The organism is Collinsella sp. AM12-1 (assembly GCF_003472325.1).
GTDB lineage: Bacteria > Actinomycetota > Coriobacteriia > Coriobacteriales > Coriobacteriaceae > Collinsella.
This window is the reverse complement of the sequence record NZ_QRLS01000015.1, coordinates 17,070-38,796: the sequence shown is the minus strand read 5'-3', so window position 1 is coordinate 38,796 and position 21,727 is coordinate 17,070. Positions and strand designations below refer to the sequence as shown.

Sequence of the window (21,727 nt, the reverse complement as noted above, 5' to 3'; positions counted from 1 at the left end):
CAAATGCCGGATAACGGGTCAATACAAAAAAGAGACGCGCACGAGATGGCTCATGGGCGTCCTGTCCAGATAACCGAGCACACGACGGTAACCGAGCTGCAGCCCAGCCTGTCCGATGTCGTGTGCGCAAATAAAAAGCTGCAGATCGGTATCATCGTTGCGCTCGTGGTACTGGCCTTGCTGTCGGGCTTTGTGGCTCGTCCGCATTTTGCCGATACCAAGACTTGGGACTCCACCATCGAGGTTATCGACCAAAAGAAAGGTAACGTACTGGCGCTCACGGCCTCGTGCGTGGCGCTGTCTGCGGGCATTACCGCGCTGCCGGGTGATACGGGTACGCCGGTCGCTGAGCAGCTCGCACAGCTTTCGGGCAACTTGGGCATCGTGCTTGCCGTGCTCTACCTCGAGAAATATCTGCTGACTATTTTGTGGTCGGTTGGCTTGGGCATCTTAATCCCGTTTGCGTTGGCGCTCTTTGCGGTGTCGCTTGGCATTCACGGGCGCTGGAGCACGAGCGCCGTCCTGCGCCGTGTGGCGACGCGCGTGTTGGTGGTTGCCGTGATCGGCATGGCGCTTGTGCCCGCGAGCGTATGGGTGTCGCAGAAGGTCGATGAAACGTATCGCGTAAGTATTGAGCAAGCTGAGCAAAAGGCAGCGGACGCTGCGAGTGCGGCAGACAGCGATAACTCCAAAGCAAGCAAGAAAAAGTCCGAGGCCACGGAGTCCAAAAACGTACTCGAGCAGTTGACTGACGGGGCCTCGAGCCTGGTCACGTCGGTAACCAGTGGTGCCAAGCAGATGACCGACGAGATCGTGCGGCAGGTGACCGATCTGATCGAAGGCGTCATCGTGATGATCGTGACCTCGTGCGTGATTCCTCTACTGGTGCTCGTGGCGTTCCTATGGCTAGGACACGTGTTGCTGGGGATCGATATCTCCGGTCCCGCGAACTATCTGACGGGTCGTTTTCTGAGCGCTCCGTCCAAACATGCCAAGAAGAGCGGGCAGTCTGAGTAGGCGGCAAAGCGATCTTTGGAAGATCAACCGTAAGAAGGGCAGCCGAGACACGTTCTCGGCCGCCCTTTTGTTTGTTGAACACATGGTCGCTACGTCTGCGCCGGGCTCAAACGGTCGCCAATCATCCGTGAATGGTATTTGTTCAAAATAGAACAAAGACAAACAAATAATTGTTGCAGTTGATGTTCGAATGTGTTCAAATAAACATGAACAGTGAAGAACCGCACATTCAGATGCCCGGACCTGAACGCGATTCAACACTTCCAAACAGAAACTACGCACCTGCGTATCTCTCAAGGAGGATGTCATGAGGGTTGTAATCGCTTCCGATGCCGACGGTATGTCGATGAAGGAGTCCATCAAGGAGATGCTCATCGCCGACGGTCACGAGGTCGTCGACTATTCCGAGACCCCTGCCGCGGACTTTGTCGATTCCGCGACCGCCGTTGCCAAGGACCTGCTGGAGCACAAGGATTCCCAGGGCTTCGCATTCGATAAGTACGGCGTCGGCTCCTATATGGCCGCCGTCAAGATTAAGGGCATGGTCGTCGCCAACATTTCCGACGAGCGTTCCGCCTACATGACCCGCGAGCACAACGGCTCGCGCATGGTCACCATGGGCCCGGGCGTTGTGGGCACCGAGGTCGCCAAGAAGATCGCCCGCGAGTTCCTGCGCGCCCAGTACGCCGGCGGCCGTCACCAGATCCGTGTCGACATGCTCAACAAGATGGCCTAACGAGAGCCACCGAGAACTCGAACTTCTACCTCAACTTGTGAATTCAGACGAAAGGACGTTCTGATGAAGAAGACCATCGCAATCGGTTGCGACCATATCGTTACGGACGAGAAGATCTATCTGGCCGACCGCCTGGAGCAGGCTGGCTACAAGGTGCTCGACTGCGGCACCTACAGCCACACCCGTACGCACTATCCCATCTACGGTAAGGCCGTGGGCGAGGCTGTTGCCAGCGGCAAGGCCGACTTTGGCGTGGCCCTGTGCGGCACCGGCATCGGCATCACCAACGCCGTCAACAAGGTTCCCGGCGCCCGTTGCGCCCTGGTTCGCGACATGACCTCTGCCCTGTATGCCCGTCGCGAGCTCAACGCCAACATCGTGGGCTTTGGCGGTAAGATCACCGGTGAGTTCCTGATGGCCGACATTATGCTTGCCTTCCTTGAGGAGCCCTACGAGAAGACTCCCGAGCACGACGCCCTGATCGCCAAGATTGACGCTTGCAATAAGGCCGACGCCGAGGCTCAGGCTGACCCGCACTTCTTTGACGAGTTCCTCGAGAAGTGGGACCGCGGCGAATACCACGACTAGTGGGGTTACGCGGTTTTGCCAAACCGCGTAACGGGTCGACGCTGCGCGGCGCTCAGGCACCCCATCTCGCCGCTCAAACCGTCGCTCGCGTACATGAAGTACGCGTCGCTCCTCTTTCGCGGCGACCTGGGGCACCTGAGCGCCGCTCGCTGACGTAGGGGGTACCAGCAGGGTTGCCGCTGTTGTTGGGAAGCGTTCTGGTTCGGCTAGCTGCTCCGATAACACGTTTGCTTGCTTGGCTTGAGTGCTTTGCTCTTGGCGGTCCCCGGCATTCTGCAGCTTTTCAATTGACGGCTCGCGTTTCTGTGAGGGGGCGCGGGTCGGTTTTCTATCAGCCCTATTGACTTGGCGGGCTGTCGTAAGAAAGGGAAGGCTCCTATGGAGTTTGTTCTTGATAACGGTTCTATTCGTGTGGCGCTGAGCACGGCTGGCGGATCGTTCACTTCGATTAAAGCCAGCGGTCGCGAGTACCTGTGGCAGGGCGATCCTTCGGTCTGGTCGGGCCAGGCACCCATTTGCTTCCCGATCTGCGGTGGCCTTCGTGACGGCCGCGCGATGACCATGGGCGGCCGCGAGGTCGAGCTCGCTCGCCACGGCTTTGCGCGCAAACAGGAGTGGAAGCTCGAGGAGCAGGGCGACAACATGGTTGCGCTGAGCCTAAGCTCTGCCGACCATGCCGAGTTGCTCGAGCAGTACCCGTATCCGTTTAAGATCGTTGCTCGTTACACGATCGATTCGGAAAAGGTGGCCGTGTCGTACGAGGTGACCAATGAGGGCACCGAGGACATGCCGTTCTTTGTGGGTGGTCACCCCGGCTTTAAGTGCCCGCTCGACGAGGGCGAGTCCTATGACGACTATGAGCTTCGTTTTGAGCGGTGCGAGGCCACCGAGCTCTGTACCGCCGTTCCCTCGACGGGCCTGATTGATGTTGAGCATCGCAGCAAGAACCCCATGATCGGCCAGAACCTGCCGCTTACCCACGAACTCTTCGACTTCGCGGAGACCATCTTTGACGTGCTCGAGAGCCGCGTGGTTACGCTGACCAAGAAAACCGAGGACAAGGGCGTGCGCCTGACGTTCCCCGATATGCCGTACCTGATTGTGTGGAGCAAGCCCGAGGGCGACTTTGTGGCAGTTGAGCCGTGGGGTGGTCTGTCCACCTGCTCCGACGAGGACGATATTCTGGAGCACAAGCGTGGCTGCCTGGTGGCCAAGCCAGGGGAGACCGTCATCCGCGGCTTTGAGATCGAGATCCTTTAACGAGTTATCGTATGTTTGGGGCCGCGCGTGTCGTGCCCCGGAAACAGGAGTTCAGCATGATTCTGACCGTTACCATGAACCCGTCGATCGATACGCGCTATCAACTCGACAAGCTGATCATCGACGACGTGAACCGCGTGACGCCTGAAAAGACCGCTGGCGGCAAGGGCCTCAACGTGAGCCGTGTGCTGCTGCAGTTGGGCGACGATGTGCTCGCGACCGGCCTGCTCGGCGGCCACATGGGTGCCTATATGGCCGAGCTTATGGATGCCGACGGCGTCAAGAACGACTTTGTGCCCATCGCCGGTGAGACGCGCATTTGCCTGAATATCCTGCACGAGGGCAATCAGACCGAGCTGCTGGAGAGCGGCCCGCAGATCGCTCCCGCCGAGCTCGAGGCCTTTACGGCTAAGTTCGCCGAGCTTGCAGCGAAGGCGGATGTTGTGACGCTTTCGGGCTCGCTGCCGCGCGGCGTCGATGCTGGCTACTATGCCGAGCTCGTCAAGATCGCCGAGGAGGCGGGCGCCAAGGTGCTGCTCGACACCTCGGGTGCATCGCTGGAGGCTGCGCTGGAATCTGACGCTAAGCCTGAGCTCGTGAAGCCCAACCTGACCGAGATTAACGGCCTGCTGGGTACGTCCTTTACGACCGATGATGTCGATGCCCTGCGCGAGGCGCTTGCCGCCGATGGCCGCTTTGCCGGTATTCCCTGGGTCGTCGTCTCGATGGGCGCTGCCGGTTCGGTGGGCTTCCATGAGGGCCGCGCGTTCCGCGCCAAGACGCCCGCGATTGCGGCTGTGAACGCGACGGGTTCCGGTGACTCGACCATCGCCGGCTTTGCGCATGCCATTGCTGCTGGTGCCGACGACGTCACGGTGCTCAAGACCGCCAATACCTGCGGCAAGCTCAACGCCATGGATCCCAAGACCGGCCACCTGGTCATGGACCGCTGGGACGAGATCTACAGCAACGTTGAGGTCGTAGAGTTGTAGCGGTTGCGACTCCTAATAGAATGAGCGTGGATAATCTCCTGCTTTTGGTGCCCATGCGAGCTCAAAGTGGGAGATTTTCCACGCTCGAGTCATTAGTCGTTGGGGACGTTCTTGTTTGACTAGTCGTTTAAGAGCGTCCCCAATGACTACACGCAAAAACGGCGCCCGCTGGCAATGTTGCCGGCGGGCGCCGTTGTCTTGAAGACGAAATGATCCGTTTTCCTCCGTCCCCAAAGGAATCATTACAGCGAGTCGATAAAGCGCTGTTGGGCGGCGCGGCCGGCTTCATCCCACTTAAAGACGCCGGCGTTGTCGAGCACGTGGCCAAACACTACGCCGACTTCCTCGTGCAGGATGCCGATGGCGCTATCCGCCGTAAGCTCGTCGGCGCGGCGGGCATAGACGTCCTCGGCCCACGCGGCATGGCTGCGGCAAAGGTCGTCGCCCTCGAGCGCACTGGCAAGGTCGTAGCTGGTATCGGCTTTGGCTGCCAGCAGGTGCTCGCGGACAGCGCCGAGCTCGGGAACCAGGCGCGGCGGAAGAATAGCCAGGCCCATAACCTCGATCAGGCCGATGTTCTCCTTCTTAATGTGGTGATACTCGGCATGCGGGTGGAAAACGCCCAGCGGATGCTCGTCGGTCGTGATATTGCAGCGAAGCGCCAGGTAGGCCTCGTAAATCTCGCCGCCGGCGTTGCCGCGGGAGTCGACGCGGCGGATGACGGGCGTCACGGTGTTGTGCGCTACGCCGTCGGCCGTGTGCGCGATAACGCCCACAGACTCGTCGGTCCACTCGCGCCAGGCGAGGATAATCTTCTCGGCAGCGTCGAGCAGCTGAGCGCGGTCATGCGAGCGCAGGCGCAGCACCGAGAGCGGCCACTGCAGCACAGTGCCGGTGACCTGGTCAAAACCGGGCATGCTAAACTGCGAGACCTCGGTGGCATGCATCATGGGGAACTCGTGCGCGCCGCCCTGGAAGTGGTCGTGCGACAGAATCGAGCCGCCCACGATAGGCAGGTCGGCGTTGGAGCCGATGAAGTAATGCGGGAACAGGTCCACAAAGTCGAGCAGGCAAGTCAGGCCCTTGCGGTCGACGTGCATCGGACGATGCTCGGAGCTCATGGCAATGCAGTGCTCGTTAAAGTAGGCGTACGGGCTGTACTGGAAGCCCCAGCGCTCGCCGTTGAGCTGGATGGGGATAATGCGCAGGTTTTGGCGAGCGGGGTGAGCGCCGCCGTCGGCTGCGGCGGAGCGTCCGGGATAGCCCTCGTTTTCGATGCAGAGCTGGCAGGCGGGATACTTCTCGCCCGTGTTCTTGGCGGCACCTGCCGCGGCGATATCGCGCGGATCCTTCTCGGGCTTGGACAGGTTGATGGTGATCTCAAGATCGCCCCAGTTGGTGGGGGTGCTCCATTTGATGTTGCGCGCGATGGCGGCGCGGCGCACGTAGCCGGCGTCGCAGCACAGGCCGTAGAACCAGTCGGTCGCGGCGCGGGGCTCGTTGACGCCCATACGTCCGTTGAACTCTTCGTTTACAACCGAAGGCCTCGGCATGAGCGCACCCATGATGCGCATGGCGATGCGGTCGCGGCCTGACGCCGTGTCCTCGGCGGCACCGTTGGTAACGGCGGCCTCGGAAAGCGCGGCAAGCGTGCCTTCAAGATCAAAGTCGGGCAGGGTATTGGGGTGCAAGAGCGAGAGTTTCTCAACCTGGAGCGCCCAGGCCATATCGAGCGCGGGACCCGTAACGCCGATGCACTCCAGAATGGTGTTGTATGCCCAGATGCGATCGTCCTGGCCGATCATCGATCGGTGGATGGCGTACTCGATCAGGTTCTGCGCAGCCTCGCGCACGTCGGTCATTACAGCCATGCCGCATAAGCCCCCTTGTCAGAGATGGCGTAGTGACGGGCAGAGCCCTCGCCCAGCCAGCCGTTCATCTTGGCAATGAAGGTGTCGACCAGATCGAGCGGCACGAAGGCCTGGATGGTGCCACCAAAGCCGCCACCGTGAATGCGAACGGCGCCGCGGCCGTCGAGCACGTGCTCGGCCAGCGCCAAGGCATACATGGAAGGCTGTTCAGATCCCAGCTTGGCAACGACATTCTGCAGGTACATGGCAGAGCTGGCGCCGGACTCGCGCGTCAGGGCCAGGAACTGGTCAATGTCGCCAGCGTTGAGCGCTGCCCAGCGCTTGTCGACCAGGCCGTTCTCGTACCAGTAGTGAACGGCGCGCAGGCAGGCGCGGTCGCCCAGCTTGGCGCGCAGCTCGGGGAGTTTAGCGTCAAAGTCGGCAACGTCGACCTCGCACAGGCGTGCCTTGCCAAACTCGGCGGCGACGTCCTGCATCTCGCGCGGAACGGCGGCGTAGTCGTCGGTAGCTGCCACATGGTCGGCGCCAACCTTAACGAGCACAAGCGCATAACCGTGATCCTCAAAGTTGAGCTCGAGCTTTTGGGTCTTAGGCTGGGCCTGGTCCTCAAAGTCCATGTAGGCAAGGCCGCCCAGGCACACAGCGGCCTGGTCCATCAGACCGCAGGGCTTGCCGTAGTAGTTGTTCTCGGTGCGCTGACTCATCTGGGCGAGCGTGACGGGCTCAATGGCGGGCGCGCCCCAGAGTGCCTCCATGGCACGACCGTACGCGGCCTCGACGGCGGCAGAGCTGGAAAGGCCGCCACCCGAGGGGGCGGAGCAGGTGAAGGCGAAGTCGAAGCCCTGGGGCTCAACACCAAGCGCTGCGACCTCGTGGGCCATACCGCGCACGAGGCTTGCGGACGTGCCCTTCTCGGACTCCTGAACATTCAGCGTGTCGAGGGTAATCTCAAACGTGGGGTAGCCCTCGTCGGCGACGCGGACCTTGTTGGAATCGGTTGCCACGGCGATGCCGTCGACGGCGACATCGAGCGAGCCGGCGATAACGTGACCGCCCTCGTGATCGGTGTGGTTGCCGCTGATCTCGGAACGGCCGGGCGCGTGCACATAGAGCACCTGGCGGTCGCCGATGGGGCCAAACTCCTCCTCAAACAGCTTGGTGAGGGCGGCGAATGTCTTTTCGTCGGGGGTGGTCATGGGAGTCCTTTCCTTGGCGCGCACGGGTGAGTTTTGCGTCGTTATGAGTACGTTAACAACTTGAAGCGGCATGAACCAAGTGTTCACGATGCCGCACGTTACGGGCTATGTTAACGTACTCATAACACAACACTTATCACTTTTTGAGAATCTGGTAATCGGTAGAAATTCAGCCGTGAACGGTATTGCCGTATGGACTTATAGAGCAGAAGAGTTGCGGATTGAAAAAGTAGAGTACGTTAACATGCGTTCGACGATAGCGGGCTTCGGCGCGGGGTGTGTTTCTGCCCGGGCCGGCATGCACGCTATTCAGATCTCGCAAGGGTGAAGGTGATCCTGTGGCAAGGCGCCCGTCCAACGATACAGGTACGCGTCCGGTCTCCATGGCCGACGTCGCCCGCGCTGCTGGCGTTTCGCAGCAGACGGTTTCGCGCGTCGCCAACGGCTTGCCCAACGTTAACGAGCAGACGCGCCAGCGCGTGCAAGCCGCTATGCAAGAGCTCGGCTTTCGTCCGAGTTATGCCGGTCGCTCGCTGCGCGACGGCCGCTACCATTCGGTCGGTCTGTGCGTCAACGATGTCACCAAGTTTGGCAACCTCTCAATGATCGACGGCATCGCCAGCGCTGCTCGCGAGCATAATTGCGCCATCACGCTGGTCGAGATGTCCAAGACCGAGGAGTTCTCGCTTGCCGAGGCAACGCGTCGTATGGCTGCGCTGCCCGTGGACGGCATCATCATCGGCATGAGCCGTATGGCGCCCGATTTTGAGACGTTTGATCCACTGCCGGGCATTGGCACGGTCATCGTTACCATGTATGCGCATCCGCGCGTGACCACAGTCGATTCCGACCATTACGGCTGCTCGCTGTTGCTTATGGACCATCTGTTTGAGCTGGGGCACGAGCAGATTCGCTATATTGGCGGCCCGTCGTTCTCGGTCGACGAGCAATTTCGTCGCGCCGGTTGGCAGGATGCGCTCGAGCGTAAACACATCGAGCCGGCAGAGCCGCTCGAGGGCGACTGGTCTGCTAACAGCGGTTACGAGGCCGGCAGGTACCTGGCCGAGCATGACCGCGCCATGACGGCGATTTACGCGGCAAACGACCAGATGGCAAACGGCGCTATTGCAGCGCTGCGCGATAGCGGCTTGCGCGTGCCCGAGGACGTGAGCGTGGTGGGCGTCGACGATTCGCTCGATGATTTTGTCGCACACAACGAGCTCACGACCGTGCGATTCGATCTACATCAGCGCGGACGCGAGGTATTCGAGCATGCGGTTCCCGAGGCGGGTGCGGCGGACAAAACCGTTGCCATTCGTATTCCCGGACAACTCATCATTCGACATAGCACGGCGATACCGCGCGCATAGTTTGTGCTGATAAACGGCGATTTATCGCATTTCAATAACAATCGGTAAGGATGCCGGCAGATAGCTGTTGGGATGCAGCCGAGTGTTATGATAGACGGGTTCTTTTGTCTATCTAGGAGGCTTTGCCTGATGGAGATCACCAAGGATATCCGCTACGTTGGCGTCGACGATCACGACATTGACCTGTTCGAGGGCCAGTACGATGTGTCCGAGAACGGTATGGCATACAACAGCTACGTTATCTTGGGCGAAAAGATTGCTGTCGCCGATTCAGTCGACGGCGGTTTTGTCGACGAGTGGCTCGGTAACATCGAAGCCGTGCTCGACGGTCGCACGCCCGATTACCTGGTCGTTCACCATATGGAGCCCGATCACTCCGCCGGCATCGCCGCCTTTATGGAGCGCTATCCCCAGGCACAGATTGTGGCCAGCATGGGCGCCTTCCGCATGATGGTCAACTACTTTGGCACCGACTACCCCGAGCGCAAGATGGTCGTCAAAGAGGGCGACGTGCTCGATCTGGGCGGTCACAGCCTAACGTTTGTCGGCGCCCCCAACGTTCACTGGCCCGAGGTGATCTTCTCCTACGAGTCTACCGACAAGGTGCTCTTTAGTGCCGACGGCTTTGGCAAGTTTGGCGCTAACGACATCGAGGATCCCGAGGGTTGGGCTTGCGAGGCTCGCCGCTACTACTTTGGCATCGTTGGTAAGTTCGGCAAGTTCGTGCAGGCCGTGCTCAAGAAGGCCGCTGATCTGGACATCCAGATCATCTGCCCGCTCCACGGCCCCGTGCTGACCGAGAACCTGGGCTACTACCTCGACACCTACAACACCTGGTCGAGCTATCAGCCCGAGGACGAGGGCATCACCATTGCCTACGCGAGCGTCTACGGCCATCTGAAGGCTGCCGTTGAGGAGCTTGCATCTGCGCTTGAGGCTCGCGGCCAGAAGGTTTCCGTCTTTGACCTGGCTCGCGACGACATGGCCGAGGCCGTTGAGGACGCGTTCCGCTATGACCGTCTGGTGCTCGCCTCCATCACCTATCAGGGCGAGATCTTCCCGTTTATGAGCACCTTCATCCACACGCTCGCCGAGCATGCCTACCAGAACCGCACCGTGGCGCTCGTCGAGGCCGGTTCCTGGGCACCTGCCGCCGCTAAGGTTATGACCAAGGAGCTCGAGGGTATGAAAGACATCACGCTGACGCAGAATAAGGTGACCGTCCTGGGTTCGCTCAACGACGCCTCGCGCGCTCAGATCGAGGTTCTCGCCGACGAGCTGTCCAAGTAGCGACACATTCACTTCTGATGCTCAACCACCACAAAGGAGACCTTTGTGGTGGGTTTTGTTTAAGCGCCGGCGATGACGAGATTTGGGCGGGTGTCGTCGGCGATCTCGGCGATTGAGATGGCGACGGCGTGATCGGGGTCACGGTCCATTACGATGGCGTTGACGTCGGTCAGCTCGGCAAAGCGGTACATGCCACGTCCGTTGACCTTACTGGCGTCCATGAGGGCGACACTTTGACGAGCGGCACCGACCATAGCCGCTTTGGTCTCGGCCATCTGCGGAAAGTCGGTCGTAAAGCCGCAGCCGGGAACAAAAGCGCCAGGGCACATGACGGCAAGATCGGCGTGGACCATTTGGAGCGCCTGCATGGTAAGTGGGCCGTGCAGATAGCGATGGCCTTTGCGCAGTGCCCCGCCCAGCATGACGACATCGACTAAGGGCATGCTCTCGTCGATGTAATCGGCAATGGTAATGTCGGCCGTGATGACGGTGATGCCATCGCGCTGGTCGAGGAGCCGGACGAACTCGAGCGCTGTGGTGCCCGAGTCGACGAGCAGAGTGTCACCATTGCCGACGAGTTCAATGGCGCTTTGCGCGATGGCCTGCTTGGCGGCGACGTTGACATTGATGCGGCGATCCTGCGTGGAAACGGTCAGGCGTTTGTGGAGCGATACGGCACCGCCATGCGTGCGGCGCAGCTTGCCTGCTTCGGCGAGCGCGTCCAGGTCGGCTCGGGCGGTGACGGAGGACACGCCAAAGGTCTGGGCGATTTCTGCTACCTGCACCGAGGCATTATGATCGAGCATCTCCATGATGGCGGAACGACGCTCGTCGGCGAAAGCTCGGGTTGTTGCGTGGGCCATATCTGCTCCATCATCGTCTGAAATTTGCAGGAATTGTGTTGACTCTATTTTCGTTCATTTTCTTTTTGAGTAAGAAAATACCTTTCGATTACTTATCTTTTCTATAAAAGAAAGACGATCAAGGCTCAAAACTCAATATCGAACACGCGCGCTCGGGTTCGATCCCTTCCGTTTGCTTTTCAAAAATGAAGGTTGAACCTCGCGCGATGACAATATCTCGCACGTGCAAAGCCGCTGAATTTCATACAATGAGCGCAGCAAAACGCAAGGTAAAACGCCTTGTGAACAACTACGCCCGATGTCCAGATGCGGGCGAGGGAGAGGAGCAAACGCTCATGGCACTTGTTACCACCGAAAAGATGCTCAAGGACGCTCAGGCCGGCCACTACGCCGTCGGCGCGTTCAACGTCGAGAACCTCGAGTTTGTTATGGCCGTTCTGGCCGCTGCCGAGGAGACCAAGTCCCCCGTCATCATGCAGACCACCCCGGGCACCATCAAGACCGCTGGTCTGGACTACTTCTACGGCATGGTCAAGGCTGCCGCCGAGCGCGCTTCCGTGCCCGTCGCTCTGCACCTCGATCACGGCGATGGCTATGACCGCTGCATGCAGGCTTTCCGCACGGGCTACACCTCCGTTATGATTGACGGCTCGCACGAGTCCTTCGAGGACAACATCGCCCTGACCAAGTCCGTCGCCGATGCTGGCCGCGCCATGGGCGTGCCCGTCGAGGCTGAGCTCGGCAAGGTCGGCGGCAAGGAGGACGACGGTCCCGCGGTTGAGGGCGAGAGCCCCTACACCGATCCTGCCGAGGCCAAGGAGTTCGTCGAGCGCACTGGCTGCACCTCCCTCGCTATTGGCGTTGGCACCAGCCACGGCGTGTACACGAGCGATCCGCACATCGAGCAGTCCGTGGTCAAGGCCATCCGCGACGCCGTCGACGTGCCGCTGGTCCTGCACGGCACCTCCGGTGTGCCCGATGAGCAGGTTGCCGAGGCCGTGAAGAACGGCATCTGCAAGGTTAACTACGCTACCGAGCTGCGTCAGGCCTTCACCAAGGGCTTCATGGCCTACATGGCCGAGAACCCCGCCTGCTTCGATCCCAAGAAGCCGGCCAAGGAGGGCATGCGCGAGATCACCGAGCTGGTTAAGATCCGCATGACCAACCTCAACTCTGTGGGCAAGGCAGAGTAACAGCAAGGGTACTCCGACTCGCTACATATCCCGGGGAGGGACGGGGGCTTAGTTCCCCAATCGTCCTCGGGCATGCAAAAAGCCTCGCTGCGCACTTCGTGCGGCGAGGCTTTTTGCCCCCTGCGGAAAGATTGGGGAACTAAGCCCTCGTCCCTCCCAGGTTGACCTACTCGAGGTCGTCGCCCTTGTGGCGTTAGGGCGGAAAATAATAAGAAGCCTTCGCGCTGCGGAATGATTTTGGAAACTAAGTACGGGGACCCGCCCAAGCCGTTCTGCTCAATCGCCCTTGTGGTGTTGGGGCTGAAAGGGTGGGACGCGTGGGTTATTTGGTTGTTAGGGTTAGTAGGTCGTTGGGGGTTTTGAGGTTGTAGGTGGCGTTTGGGATGTCTTGGTGTGATCCCCATGCCGCTCTGGCAAAACTGACCCCTGCCGAAGTTGCGCATTGTTCGTCGTAGACGGTGTCGCCAACGTAGACGACGTTGCCAGGATTCGCGCCCGTACGCCGGAGATATTCGAGCATGGGTGCGGGTGCGGGTTTATGTTCGGTTGTGTCTTCGACAAGGATGATGTGCTCAAAATACTTATCGAAACCAAGGGGTGCAATTTCTTTTGTGTATTCGTCGCGCGCACGTGAGGAGACGATGCCAAGTTTGCAGCCGCTATCGGCGAGTGTTGCGATGACTTCAAGCAAACCTGGAAACACGCTGATGGTGCTTTTAAAGCTGGCGGCAACTTGGCACCAGCGATCCAACGTTGCCTGCGAGTAGATTCCAAGTTTCTCAAGGGCATCCTTGCCGGGTATGCCGAGGGCAAATTCAAGCTCGTGTCGGGGGAGCGTTTTGCCGGTCTCTTCTTGGACAATCTGGACAAGCGATGATAGAACGCTTTCTTCTGTATCTGCCAATGTCCCATCAACGTCAAATACGATATGGTCAAAGTGCTTCATATGATTGCTCCTCTCTGTTGTTTGCCTGCAAGTTTGATGCGGTGACAGAAGAAAGGCTAGCGGGATTTCTGCCTGGTGCTATCGAGATTCTGCCTCGCTGCTCGATAGCTCGAAGGAGTGCATCCCATTTGTTCTTTAAATACCTGGCCAAGATGGCTTGCTGTCGCAAAGCCGCATTGGCGCGCGACTGTCTGGACCGTTCGCGTGGTGTGTGTCAAAAGTTCGCAAGCACGGTTTACGCGGTATGCGCGCAGATATGCCGCCGGGGTCGTTCCTGCGCAAGCTTCGATAATGCGGTAACACTCTCTTTCGCTTACGCCGGCTGCAGATGCCATCTGGGGCACATCTATAGCGGCTGCATAGTTCGCGCGGATATAGTCCAGGATTGCCTTGAACTGTACGTCGCGGTTGGTCATCCAAGAGGCGTTGTCGGAGGAAAAGAGCGGTTCGGCCTTGGCGTAAATCTGAATCCAGAGCTCTGACAAGCTATTCCGAAGCGCCATCTCGTTCTGCGGCCGTTGAAGGTCGTGGTTAAAGGAACTCTTTAGCAAATCGATAAAGGGCATATCGTCGGGGTTGGTGGGCGACCATTTGAGCACATCGACGCCTCGACATTGCAGTAAAGGATTGATATAGCGCTTTTGAAGGCGTCCCGCGGGATCGCCGAGCATCGACGGCTGAAAGATATGCAACATTTGAATGGCTGGTGCCGAATTGGGTGATTGCAGCGTGCTGTGCAAAACGCCGCCGTTGATAAAGCCGGCGGACCCTTCCTCAAAGCGTACGTGCTCATGAGCCGCGCGCGTTCGATAGTCAATCGCTCCCTGCTCCATGTAGAAAAGCTCAACTTCGGAATGCCAGTGCCAGGGGACGGAATTGCCCGGATAGCGAGCGAATTCTGCGCGTTCGGCAATATAGGGCCAGTCATCGGCGGTCTCGGGAAACGCTTCCTCGCGTCCTCCGCGGTGCAATTCTATGTGATCCATGTTTCGCATGGCATCAGTATAAAGCGCGATGGGCTTAGATTGCTCTTGCCTGTTCGGGGAACGCCTTGTTTAGGGATGCTTGGAGCTTTTCGAACGATGCTCGCAAGTTGAGGTTCTGGTCGGTTGAGCGTTTTGCTTTTGTGGTGGGGGAGTCGAGGAGGCCATTTCTCTGTGTCGGGGGGAAGGAGAAAAGGTCTGCATGTGTTAGGGATGGCTGCTGTGTTGCGTCATTGGAAGAATGCATGCTTATGCGGCCTCCTCGATGTCCACCAAAAGGTTGCGCACAGGGTGTGCTGCTAGGTCCCGTGCGTTGGCAGTATTATGCAGCGGACCGTTCAAAGAAGCGCTAAAGAAAGGCTTAACCTGGTTTGGTGTTACGATGAAACCGCAGGTCAAGGCTATTGAGTAACACTCTTGAAAGGTTTTGGGCTTAAGGGCTTTCTAAGGTTTGTGACGTGGATGTGGCTCGCCTGTGTGGGGCGTGTGAATGCTCGCTGTTAGCGCTGCGGCTCTGCAGCCCGTACCTGCTCGATGACCTTTTCCATCGTGGCGTCGATGCGGTCTTTTTTGAGCTCGCATTCCCAGATGGTTATGGGTGTCCAGCCCATTTGAGTGAGTGCCGCCACGGCAGCGCGGTCGCGCTCGACGTTGCGACGGAACTTTGCCTCCCAAAAATCAACATTGCGCTTGGGCTGGCTCGGGTTGCACTTGGGGCAGCGGTGCCAAAAGCAGCCGTTGACGAAGATGGCGATCTTGCGGCCGGGGAAGGCGATGTCGGGCTTGCCGGGTACCTTCCATTCCAAACGATAGCCCGTAAGGCCCGCGGCCCGTAGGCGCTGACGTACGAGCAGCTCGGGCTTGGTGTTGGCGCGCTTGTTGCCCTTCATGGACTTTTTGATGGCGGCGCGCCGGCGGACCAGTTCGCGCTCGTCAGCGGAGAGGTCCGAGGTATCGATGCCGTCCAGCAGGCCGGGCTTGGGGCGCTTTTTGCTGCGGCGCTTAGGTTTGCGCCTGGGTTTGGCGGCTGTGTTGGGCGCGGCGTCATCGGCGGCGCTTGCCTCAAGCCGGTCTTCCTTCAGCTCAATCAGGGCATCAATGAGCCCCTTGTCGGCGGGCATCCACTCAACGGTGGCAAGCGAGGTGCGCGGAATCCAGCGGATATCGAGCTGGCGGTCGTGCTTCTGAGGCTCATCGGATTCATCGGCGAGCGAGCAGTAGTAGCACTCCATGGAGAGATGAAAATCGGGGTAGTCATACTCAACGGTGTAGAAATCACGTAGGTTGGTGACCTTTACCTGTAGCTCTTCCATAAGCTCGCGGCGCACAGCGTCTTCGGGTGTTTCGCCGCGCATGAGCTTGCCACCTGGGAACTCCCACAGTCCCTGCATGTCGCCGTAGCCGCGCTGCACGGCAAGCAGCTCGTCAGATCCATCCTTGCGAATGATCCCAGCGGCAACATGAACAGTCTTCAACAGGAGTCCTCTCTCCACATCAACACATGGCAGGCTACCCTTACCTTACACAACGGTAAGGCAAGCGTAAGCCATATCGATGGTAGCCGACTCGGCTCCTTGCGACTATAGATGCCGTAGACTAATCGCAAGAAAGGACTCGGTATGCAAACCACCCAAATGGCGACCCCGGTACTGGAGGTCGCGCATCTCGAAAAGGTATATGGAGCGCTGGGCAACGTGACCCGCGCGCTCAACGACGTCAACTTTACCGTCAACCGCGGCGAATTCGTCGGCATCATGGGAGCCTCGGGCTCGGGCAAGTCGACGTTGCTCAACTGCGTGTCGACCATCGATGCCGCCACGAGTGGCGCCATCCGCATCAACGGCCAGGATGTGACGCGCATGAAGCAGGCCAAGCTCTCGCAGTTCCGCCGCGAGGAGCTGGGCTTTATCTTCCAGGATTCCAACCTGCTCGATACGCTCACGGCACGCGAGAACATCGCCCTGCCGCTCACCATCGCCCGCGCAAACTCGGCAGAGATTTCGACCCGCGTGCAGGATGTGGCAGCGCGCCTGTCCATCAGCCAGGTGCTCGACAAGTATCCCTACCAGATGTCCGGTGGTCAGCAGCAGCGCGTTGCCGCGGCTCGCGCGCTCGTCACCGACCCCACTATGATTATGGCCGACGAGCCCACCGGCGCCCTCGACTCCAAAAGCGCTCGTCTGCTGCTCGAGAGCCTGGAGGCCCTTAACCGCCGCCTACGCGCCACCGTGCTCATGGTCACGCATGACAGCTTTGCCGCCAGCTACACGAGCCGTGTGCTGTTTATCCGCGACGGCAAGATTTTCACCGAGCTGCGCCGTGGCGACACCGACCGCCGAGAGTTCTTCGACCGCATTATGGAGGTCGTTGCCATGATGGGCGGTGAGGGCTCCGATGCTCTGTAAACTCGCTTGGGGCAACGTCCGCCGCGCCGGGCGCGACTACCTCGTCTACCTTTTGACGCTCACCCTGGGCGTCACGGTCTTCTATGCCTTTAACACCATCTCGATGCAGGTCGACATCGCCGGAATCGATGAAGAGGGCTTGGCACAGGTTATGGGCAGCATGCTCGGCTTCCTGACGTACTTTTTGGCCGGTGTCATGGCCTTTTTGATGGTGTACGCCAATAACTTCATCATGAAACGCCGCAAGAAGGAGTTTGGCCTGTACCAGGTGCTCGGCATGGGGCGCGGGCGCGTCGCCACGATCATGGCGCTCGAGACGGTGATCGTTTCGGTCGGCGCCTTTGTCGCCGGCATTGTGCTGGGCGTGGGGCTTTCCCAGCTCATGACGTTCTTTACGGCTTCACTCTTCAAGACGCAGATCGCCGATTTTCACTTCTTTTTCTCGGTGCATGCGTTCAACCTGACCCTTGCCTGCATGCTCGTAATGTTTGTGCTCACGCTACTGCTGAACCTTCGCGCCGTGCGTCGCACCAGGCTCATTGAGCTCATGGGTGCCGAGCGTCGCAACGAGAGCATCAAGACGCGCAACCCCTGGATCGCGATTGCCATCTTTGCCGTGGGCGTGGCGCTTGTGGGCGTGGCCTATTACCGTCTGCTACGTGATGGGTTCCCGCTGACTGCGACGGACAGCAAGCTGCAAGAGGCCATGAGCCAGTTTGGCATTACGACCGCTATGGTTACAGTGGGTACCTTTGCGCTGTTTTGGGGACTCTCGGGCATGCTCATCAAGCTGCTGCAGAGCCTGCGCAGCGTGTATTGGCGCGGTCTCAATATGTTTACCGTGCGCCAGCTTGCGGCCAAGGTCAACACGGTGTGCTTTTCGATGGGCGTCATCGCGATGATCCTGTTTTTGGCCATCACCTCGGTGACGTGCGGTATGTCTATTGCCAATGTGATGAACGAAAACCTGGAGCGCTATAACCCTGTTGACGTGTCTCAGACGTATGTCTATTACACGCCCGAAACGCTCGACTACTACAAGGAGTATGTCAATCCGTCTGAGGCCGATCGCATGGTGCTGGCCGATGTAACGGTCGATTTGTACGCTGCATGGCATGGCGAGCGCAAGTCGGCGGACAACAACGATGAGACAGGCAAGAAGGTCAATATCGCCGATGTTGCCGGTGAGCATGTGCAGATCGATTCGTATCTGAGTTACCCGCTTGGCGGCTCGGGCCCCTCGGTGGTGGCGGGTGAGATGTGCAAGGCCATGGGAGAAAAGCTTCCCAAGGCGCTCGAGGGAAGCAACGCCGATGCGATGGGTCTGTATGTGACGCCGGCGAGCCAGTACAACAAACTGCGCCAGATGATGGGCGAGGAGCCGGTGAGCATTGGCCGCGACCAGTATCTGCTCACGTGTGATATGGGCGGTGAGCTGGGCGACCTGTACACCAAGTATATGGCTGGCGGCCATGCCCTCACCTTGGGCGGGCATGAGCTCAAGCCCGCAACCGATAAGTCGGACGAGGACACGGCGGCCATCGCCAACTCGGCGATGGGCAGCAATCCCGGTACCGTGGTCGTAGCCGATGAGCTGCTGTCCCAGCTTAATCTGCAGCCGTATTCCAGTAATCTGCTCGTTAATTACAAACAGGGTATGGATACGACCGAGGCAGACGAGAGCATTAAATACACCTTGCTCGATAATCTGCTCGTTGACGGCAAGGAGCCGGGGTCGTGGGGAGTCTTCATCATGCGTTCCGAGATGTACACGCAAGCAGCGCAGATGAACGGCATGATTAGCTATCTGGCCATCTACATTGGCTTTGTACTGGTCGTTGCGTGCGCGGCAATCCTATCGATCCAGCAGCTCTCCAATGTGGCCGACGGCAGCCGCAGCTATCGTGTGCTGGCACAGATTGGCTGTGACGACCGCCAGATTCGCCATTCGGTGATGGCGCAGCAAGCGGTATTCTTCCTGTTCCCGCTGGCAGTGGGCCTGGCGCACTCCTTTGTGGCGCTCAAGGTGATCATCGAGCTGGTGAGCATATTCGGAGATATGAGCATCGCCGGCACCGTGGGCCTCACCTGCGCGATTTTCCTGGCGGCCTATGGTGGCTACTTCCTGGTAACGTACCTCATGAGCGCCGGCATGGTACAAGCTGCCATCGCCACCCGCTACAGCGAGTAACAAGCGGGCAAAACCGTCGCAAAATCAGAGCGAATAACCGCCGCGAAGGGAGTCCAGCTCCCTTCGCGGCGGTATTTTGCGTATCTAGAGCATCTCAGATGCAAGTGAGTAGGCTTTTTTGGATCTGCCGAGCACATCGCGGCAAGTGCTCAATAAAATCGCAGGTCAGGGCTGTGGCGTTTTGAGGTGTGCTCGGCATCCCGCCAAAAGCCTACTCACTTGGTTTTACTGCTAGAAAACCGCCGCGAGGGAAAGTAGCTCCCTCGCGGCGGTTTTTGGCGTTTGCCCAGATAAAACCTGCCAAAATAAACCTGTCCCTTTTTGGCAGGTTATCGCTTCCAAAAGTGGAGGATGAGCGTCGTGCGGTTTTGCTGTTCGGTTTTGACCAGGATGTTGTGGATGTGGGTCTTGACGGTGCCCACGGCAAGGAATAGCTCGTCAGCGATCTCTTGGTTCGATTTGCCCAGTACGACCAGACGCATAACTTCGGTCTCACGGTTGGAGAGCTTGTAGGCGTTGCGATAGAAGGGCATCTGCTCTTCGATGTGTCGATCAAGATCGCTGACGTTCTTTTCCTCGGGCGCCTCCTGCATGCGGATTGAAAGCACGTGGTAGGAGTAGATGATCAGCAGAATCGCAAAGTAGCAGGCAAAGACGTTTTCGCTAAAGTTGCGCTCGGACAGATATAGTTGCAGCCAAGAGGGCGCCAGACTCATGGGGACAATCAGAATGTTGTAGAAATCCTCGGCAACGATGCAACCGACCAGAATAGCGCCGATAATCAGGTGCTTTCGTTGGTTGTTAACGCGTGCCTTCAGCTCGACTTGTGTGCTCTTGCGTGCCGTCCAAAAGATATATAGCCCCACGAAAACAAGGAATACCTGACGCATCGTGTAGTAGAGCCATTGATGAATGGGGCCGTAGGGGACAGCGACGATAATCAGCAGCTCGCTCAGCAAGAACGTTGCGACGGGAATGACAAACTGCTTTTTTGAATGCTTGTCGAGCAAATCCATGGCAATGAGCCAAATAAAAGCCTGCGAAGCGGTCGCCACAAAGGTCCGCAACACAGGCATGGTAATTGAGTAATAGTCGCTGGCTGGAAAACTCTGGTTTTGCAGCGTGTATTCAAAAAAGAAAATCTCGGTCATCTCGATGGCATAGCAGATAAATACGCCGCTGCCATAGATAAAGAAGCGTCGACGGGACGAGGCATAGGCGGCAAGCGAGAGCACCGCCGTCACAATACAGATCACGAGTATCGCTAGGGTATAGAAGAACATCAGGGTGTTCATCTGTCACCGTCCCATCTCATTTATTCTATGGCCGAGTTCTGTATACCTTGTGGGATATAGACGTCTCAACCCTTCGTTTCATTGCGGATTAGGCGCCGAGATACAGCATAGCCGTATACCGTTCGCGGTTCTAGATGGTAAACCCCCTGTAAACTCTTGACCTGCGGGTTTATATTGGTTTAGAGGGGGTGTAACTCCGTGAACGGTCTTTAATCCCGAATAAACTAGGTAAAAATTGCATACGGGTGAATGATGGTCTTGTCAACACGAGGCGTGATGTTCGAGCGCCTCATAGTAATAGTCGGCAAGACCGGCGGAAAGGAAATCGACATGGCACTGCCTAAGGATTTCATCGACACCAACGACTTTACCAAAGAGCAGATCCTGGCTATCGAGGATCTTGGCCTAGCAATGAAGAAGGCCATCAAGGTTGACGGTTATTATCCGCACCTGCTCCGCAACAAGAGCCTTGGCATGATCTTCCAGCAGGTCTCCACCCGCACTCGTCTTTCCTTCGAGACCGCTATGACCGACCTCGGCGGCCATGCTCAGTTCTATGGCCCTGGCACCATCCAGCTCGGCGGTCACGAGTCCCTGGGCGACACCGCTCGCGTTATGGGCTCGCTGCTCGACATCATGATGGCTCGCGTTGACCGTCACAAGGACGTCGTCGGCCTCGCCGAGGGCTCCGCTGTGCCCGTCATCAACGGCATGTCCGAGTTCAACCATCCCACGCAGGAGATGGGCGACCTCATGACCATGCTCGAGAACCTCCCCGAGGGCAAGAAGATCGAGGACTGCACCCTGGCCTTCATCGGCGACGCCACCCAGGTCTGCGTCTCCCTCATGTTCATCGCCTCCAAGGTCGGCATGAAGTTTGTCCAGTTTGGACCTAAGGGCCACCAGATCCCCGACGGCGGCCTGCACGTTGGCACCGTCGAGGAGCGCGCCGAGTTCGGCAAGCAGATGATGGCCATCGCCGAGGAGAACTGCAAGGTCTCCGGCGGCTCTGTCGTCATCTCCGACGACATCGAGTGCATCAAGGGCGCCGACTTCATCTACACCGACGTGTGGTATGGCCTGTACGACGAGGAGGTCTCGGGCGAGAACTACATGGACGTGTTCTATCCCAAGTATCAGGTCACCATGGACATGATGAACTTTGCCGGCCCCAACTCCAAGTTCATGCACTGCCTGCCGGCCACCCGCAACGAGGAGGTCGTCGACGAAGTCATGGACGATCCCGAGCGCTCCCTGTGCTGGGTCGAGGCCGAGAACCGCAAGCACTCCATCCGTGCTCTCCTTGCCGCCCTGGGCAAGCGCACCCCGCTCAACGACGAGGGTGTCGAGTACTCCGCCAAGGCTGAGCTCCACGCCGCTCTCGAGGCTCTCGAGCAGCTCTAAGCCTCAAGGCTTCTAAAAGCACGTTTGCGGGCGGCGGATGCTCGTCTCCTGTCGCCCGCTCACCGAGGCCCAAGCAATTGCCTTAATACCTTAGGGCCTCGGATCTGTCCAAGACTGAGCGAAGGAG

The 21,727-nt window shown here is 58.7% G+C and carries 18 protein-coding genes; 11 read left to right on the top strand and 7 right to left on the bottom strand.

Going from position 1 to position 21,727, the window contains the following annotated elements; all coding sequences use genetic code 11:
• Positions 1-45: 45 nt before the first annotated feature.
• The 5 genes from DW136_RS07995 to DW136_RS07975 all read left to right on the top strand — a co-directional run bounded on the left by DW136_RS07995 (position 46) and on the right by DW136_RS07975 (position 4,593).
• Positions 46-1,017, top strand: a complete 972-nt coding sequence (locus DW136_RS07995; RefSeq protein ID WP_118289369.1) for a hypothetical protein — start codon at positions 46-48, stop codon at positions 1,015-1,017.
• 307 nt (positions 1,018-1,324) lie between these two features.
• Positions 1,325-1,753, top strand: a complete 429-nt coding sequence (lacA, locus tag DW136_RS07990) for a galactose-6-phosphate isomerase subunit LacA (protein ID WP_006234830.1) — start codon at positions 1,325-1,327, stop codon at positions 1,751-1,753.
• Positions 1,754-1,816: 63 nt separating this feature from the next.
• The gene (gene lacB / locus DW136_RS07985; RefSeq protein WP_006234831.1) at positions 1,817-2,341 is read left to right on the top strand and encodes a galactose-6-phosphate isomerase subunit LacB; all 525 of its coding nucleotides are present in this window, start codon (positions 1,817-1,819) and stop codon (positions 2,339-2,341) included.
• A gap of 378 nt (positions 2,342-2,719) precedes the next feature.
• Complete coding sequence (locus DW136_RS07980) at positions 2,720-3,601, top strand: aldose 1-epimerase family protein (protein WP_118289368.1); 882 nt, start codon at positions 2,720-2,722, stop codon at positions 3,599-3,601.
• Positions 3,602-3,657: 56 nt separating this feature from the next.
• Entirely contained in the window at positions 3,658-4,593 is a 936-nt protein-coding gene (locus DW136_RS07975) for a hexose kinase (protein ID WP_118289367.1), read from the top strand.
• Positions 4,594-4,835: 242 nt separating this feature from the next.
• Here DW136_RS07975 and DW136_RS07970 read toward each other — a convergent pair whose 3' ends face one another.
• Both DW136_RS07970 and DW136_RS07965 read right to left on the bottom strand, forming a co-directional pair.
• Complete coding sequence (locus tag DW136_RS07970) at positions 4,836-6,464, bottom strand: UDP-glucose--hexose-1-phosphate uridylyltransferase (protein WP_233542277.1); 1,629 nt, start codon at positions 6,462-6,464, stop codon at positions 4,836-4,838.
• Positions 6,455-7,660, bottom strand: a complete 1,206-nt coding sequence (locus DW136_RS07965) for a galactokinase family protein (RefSeq protein WP_199580213.1) — start codon at positions 7,658-7,660, stop codon at positions 6,455-6,457. The genes DW136_RS07970 and DW136_RS07965 overlap by 10 nt, the downstream gene beginning before the upstream one ends.
• 383 nt (positions 7,661-8,043) lie before the next feature.
• Between DW136_RS07965 and DW136_RS07960 the strand changes: the two genes are divergently transcribed.
• Entirely contained in the window at positions 8,044-9,030 is a 987-nt protein-coding gene (locus DW136_RS07960) for a LacI family DNA-binding transcriptional regulator (RefSeq protein WP_118206363.1), read from the top strand.
• 129 nt (positions 9,031-9,159) lie between these two features.
• Positions 9,160-10,320 carry an FprA family A-type flavoprotein gene (locus tag DW136_RS07955; RefSeq protein ID WP_233540576.1) on the top strand — a complete coding sequence of 387 codons (1,161 nt, stop codon included), beginning with the start codon at positions 9,160-9,162 and terminating at the stop codon, positions 10,318-10,320.
• A 59-nt stretch (positions 10,321-10,379) separates the two neighbouring features.
• Here the strand turns inward: DW136_RS07955 and DW136_RS07950 are convergent, their stop codons facing one another.
• Positions 10,380-11,183 (bottom strand): DeoR/GlpR family DNA-binding transcription regulator, encoded by an 804-nt coding sequence (locus DW136_RS07950; RefSeq protein WP_117629874.1) that lies wholly within the window; start codon positions 11,181-11,183, stop codon positions 10,380-10,382.
• 335 nt (positions 11,184-11,518) lie between these two features.
• Here DW136_RS07950 and DW136_RS07945 point away from each other — a divergent pair, with 335 nt between their 5' ends.
• A complete protein-coding gene (locus DW136_RS07945) occupies positions 11,519-12,376 on the top strand; it encodes a class II fructose-bisphosphate aldolase (protein WP_117629873.1) in 858 nt (285 codons plus the stop codon).
• 322 nt (positions 12,377-12,698) lie between these two features.
• On the opposite strand, the gene DW136_RS07940 is transcribed toward DW136_RS07945, so the two are convergent.
• From DW136_RS07940 to vsr, 3 genes are all read right to left on the bottom strand, one after another.
• The gene (locus DW136_RS07940; protein ID WP_117629872.1) at positions 12,699-13,322 is read right to left on the bottom strand and encodes an HAD family hydrolase; all 624 of its coding nucleotides are present in this window, start codon (positions 13,320-13,322) and stop codon (positions 12,699-12,701) included.
• Positions 13,323-13,378: 56 nt separating this feature from the next.
• Positions 13,379-14,308, bottom strand: a complete 930-nt coding sequence (locus DW136_RS07935) for an AraC family transcriptional regulator (protein ID WP_158551686.1) — start codon at positions 14,306-14,308, stop codon at positions 13,379-13,381.
• A gap of 497 nt (positions 14,309-14,805) precedes the next feature.
• On the bottom strand, positions 14,806-15,780 hold the full coding sequence (gene vsr / locus DW136_RS07930; protein ID WP_118289365.1) for a DNA mismatch endonuclease Vsr: 975 nt from the start codon (positions 15,778-15,780) through the stop codon (positions 14,806-14,808).
• 144 nt (positions 15,781-15,924) lie between these two features.
• On the opposite strand from vsr, the gene DW136_RS07925 reads away from it, so the two are divergent.
• Both DW136_RS07925 and DW136_RS07920 read left to right on the top strand, forming a co-directional pair.
• Positions 15,925-16,710, top strand: coding sequence for an ABC transporter ATP-binding protein (locus DW136_RS07925; protein ID WP_118289364.1), 786 nt, complete (start codon positions 15,925-15,927; stop codon positions 16,708-16,710).
• On the top strand, positions 16,700-18,901 hold the full coding sequence (locus DW136_RS07920; protein ID WP_118289363.1) for an ABC transporter permease: 2,202 nt from the start codon (positions 16,700-16,702) through the stop codon (positions 18,899-18,901). Before DW136_RS07925 ends, DW136_RS07920 begins: the two co-directional genes overlap by 11 nt.
• A gap of 329 nt (positions 18,902-19,230) precedes the next feature.
• Here DW136_RS07920 and DW136_RS07915 read toward each other — a convergent pair whose 3' ends face one another.
• A complete protein-coding gene (locus DW136_RS07915; protein WP_117635778.1) occupies positions 19,231-20,196 on the bottom strand; it encodes a response regulator transcription factor in 966 nt (321 codons plus the stop codon).
• 330 nt (positions 20,197-20,526) lie between these two features.
• On the opposite strand from DW136_RS07915, the gene ptcA reads away from it, so the two are divergent.
• Complete coding sequence (gene ptcA / locus DW136_RS07910) at positions 20,527-21,600, top strand: putrescine carbamoyltransferase (protein ID WP_117583532.1); 1,074 nt, start codon at positions 20,527-20,529, stop codon at positions 21,598-21,600.
• Positions 21,601-21,727 lie beyond the last annotated feature (127 nt).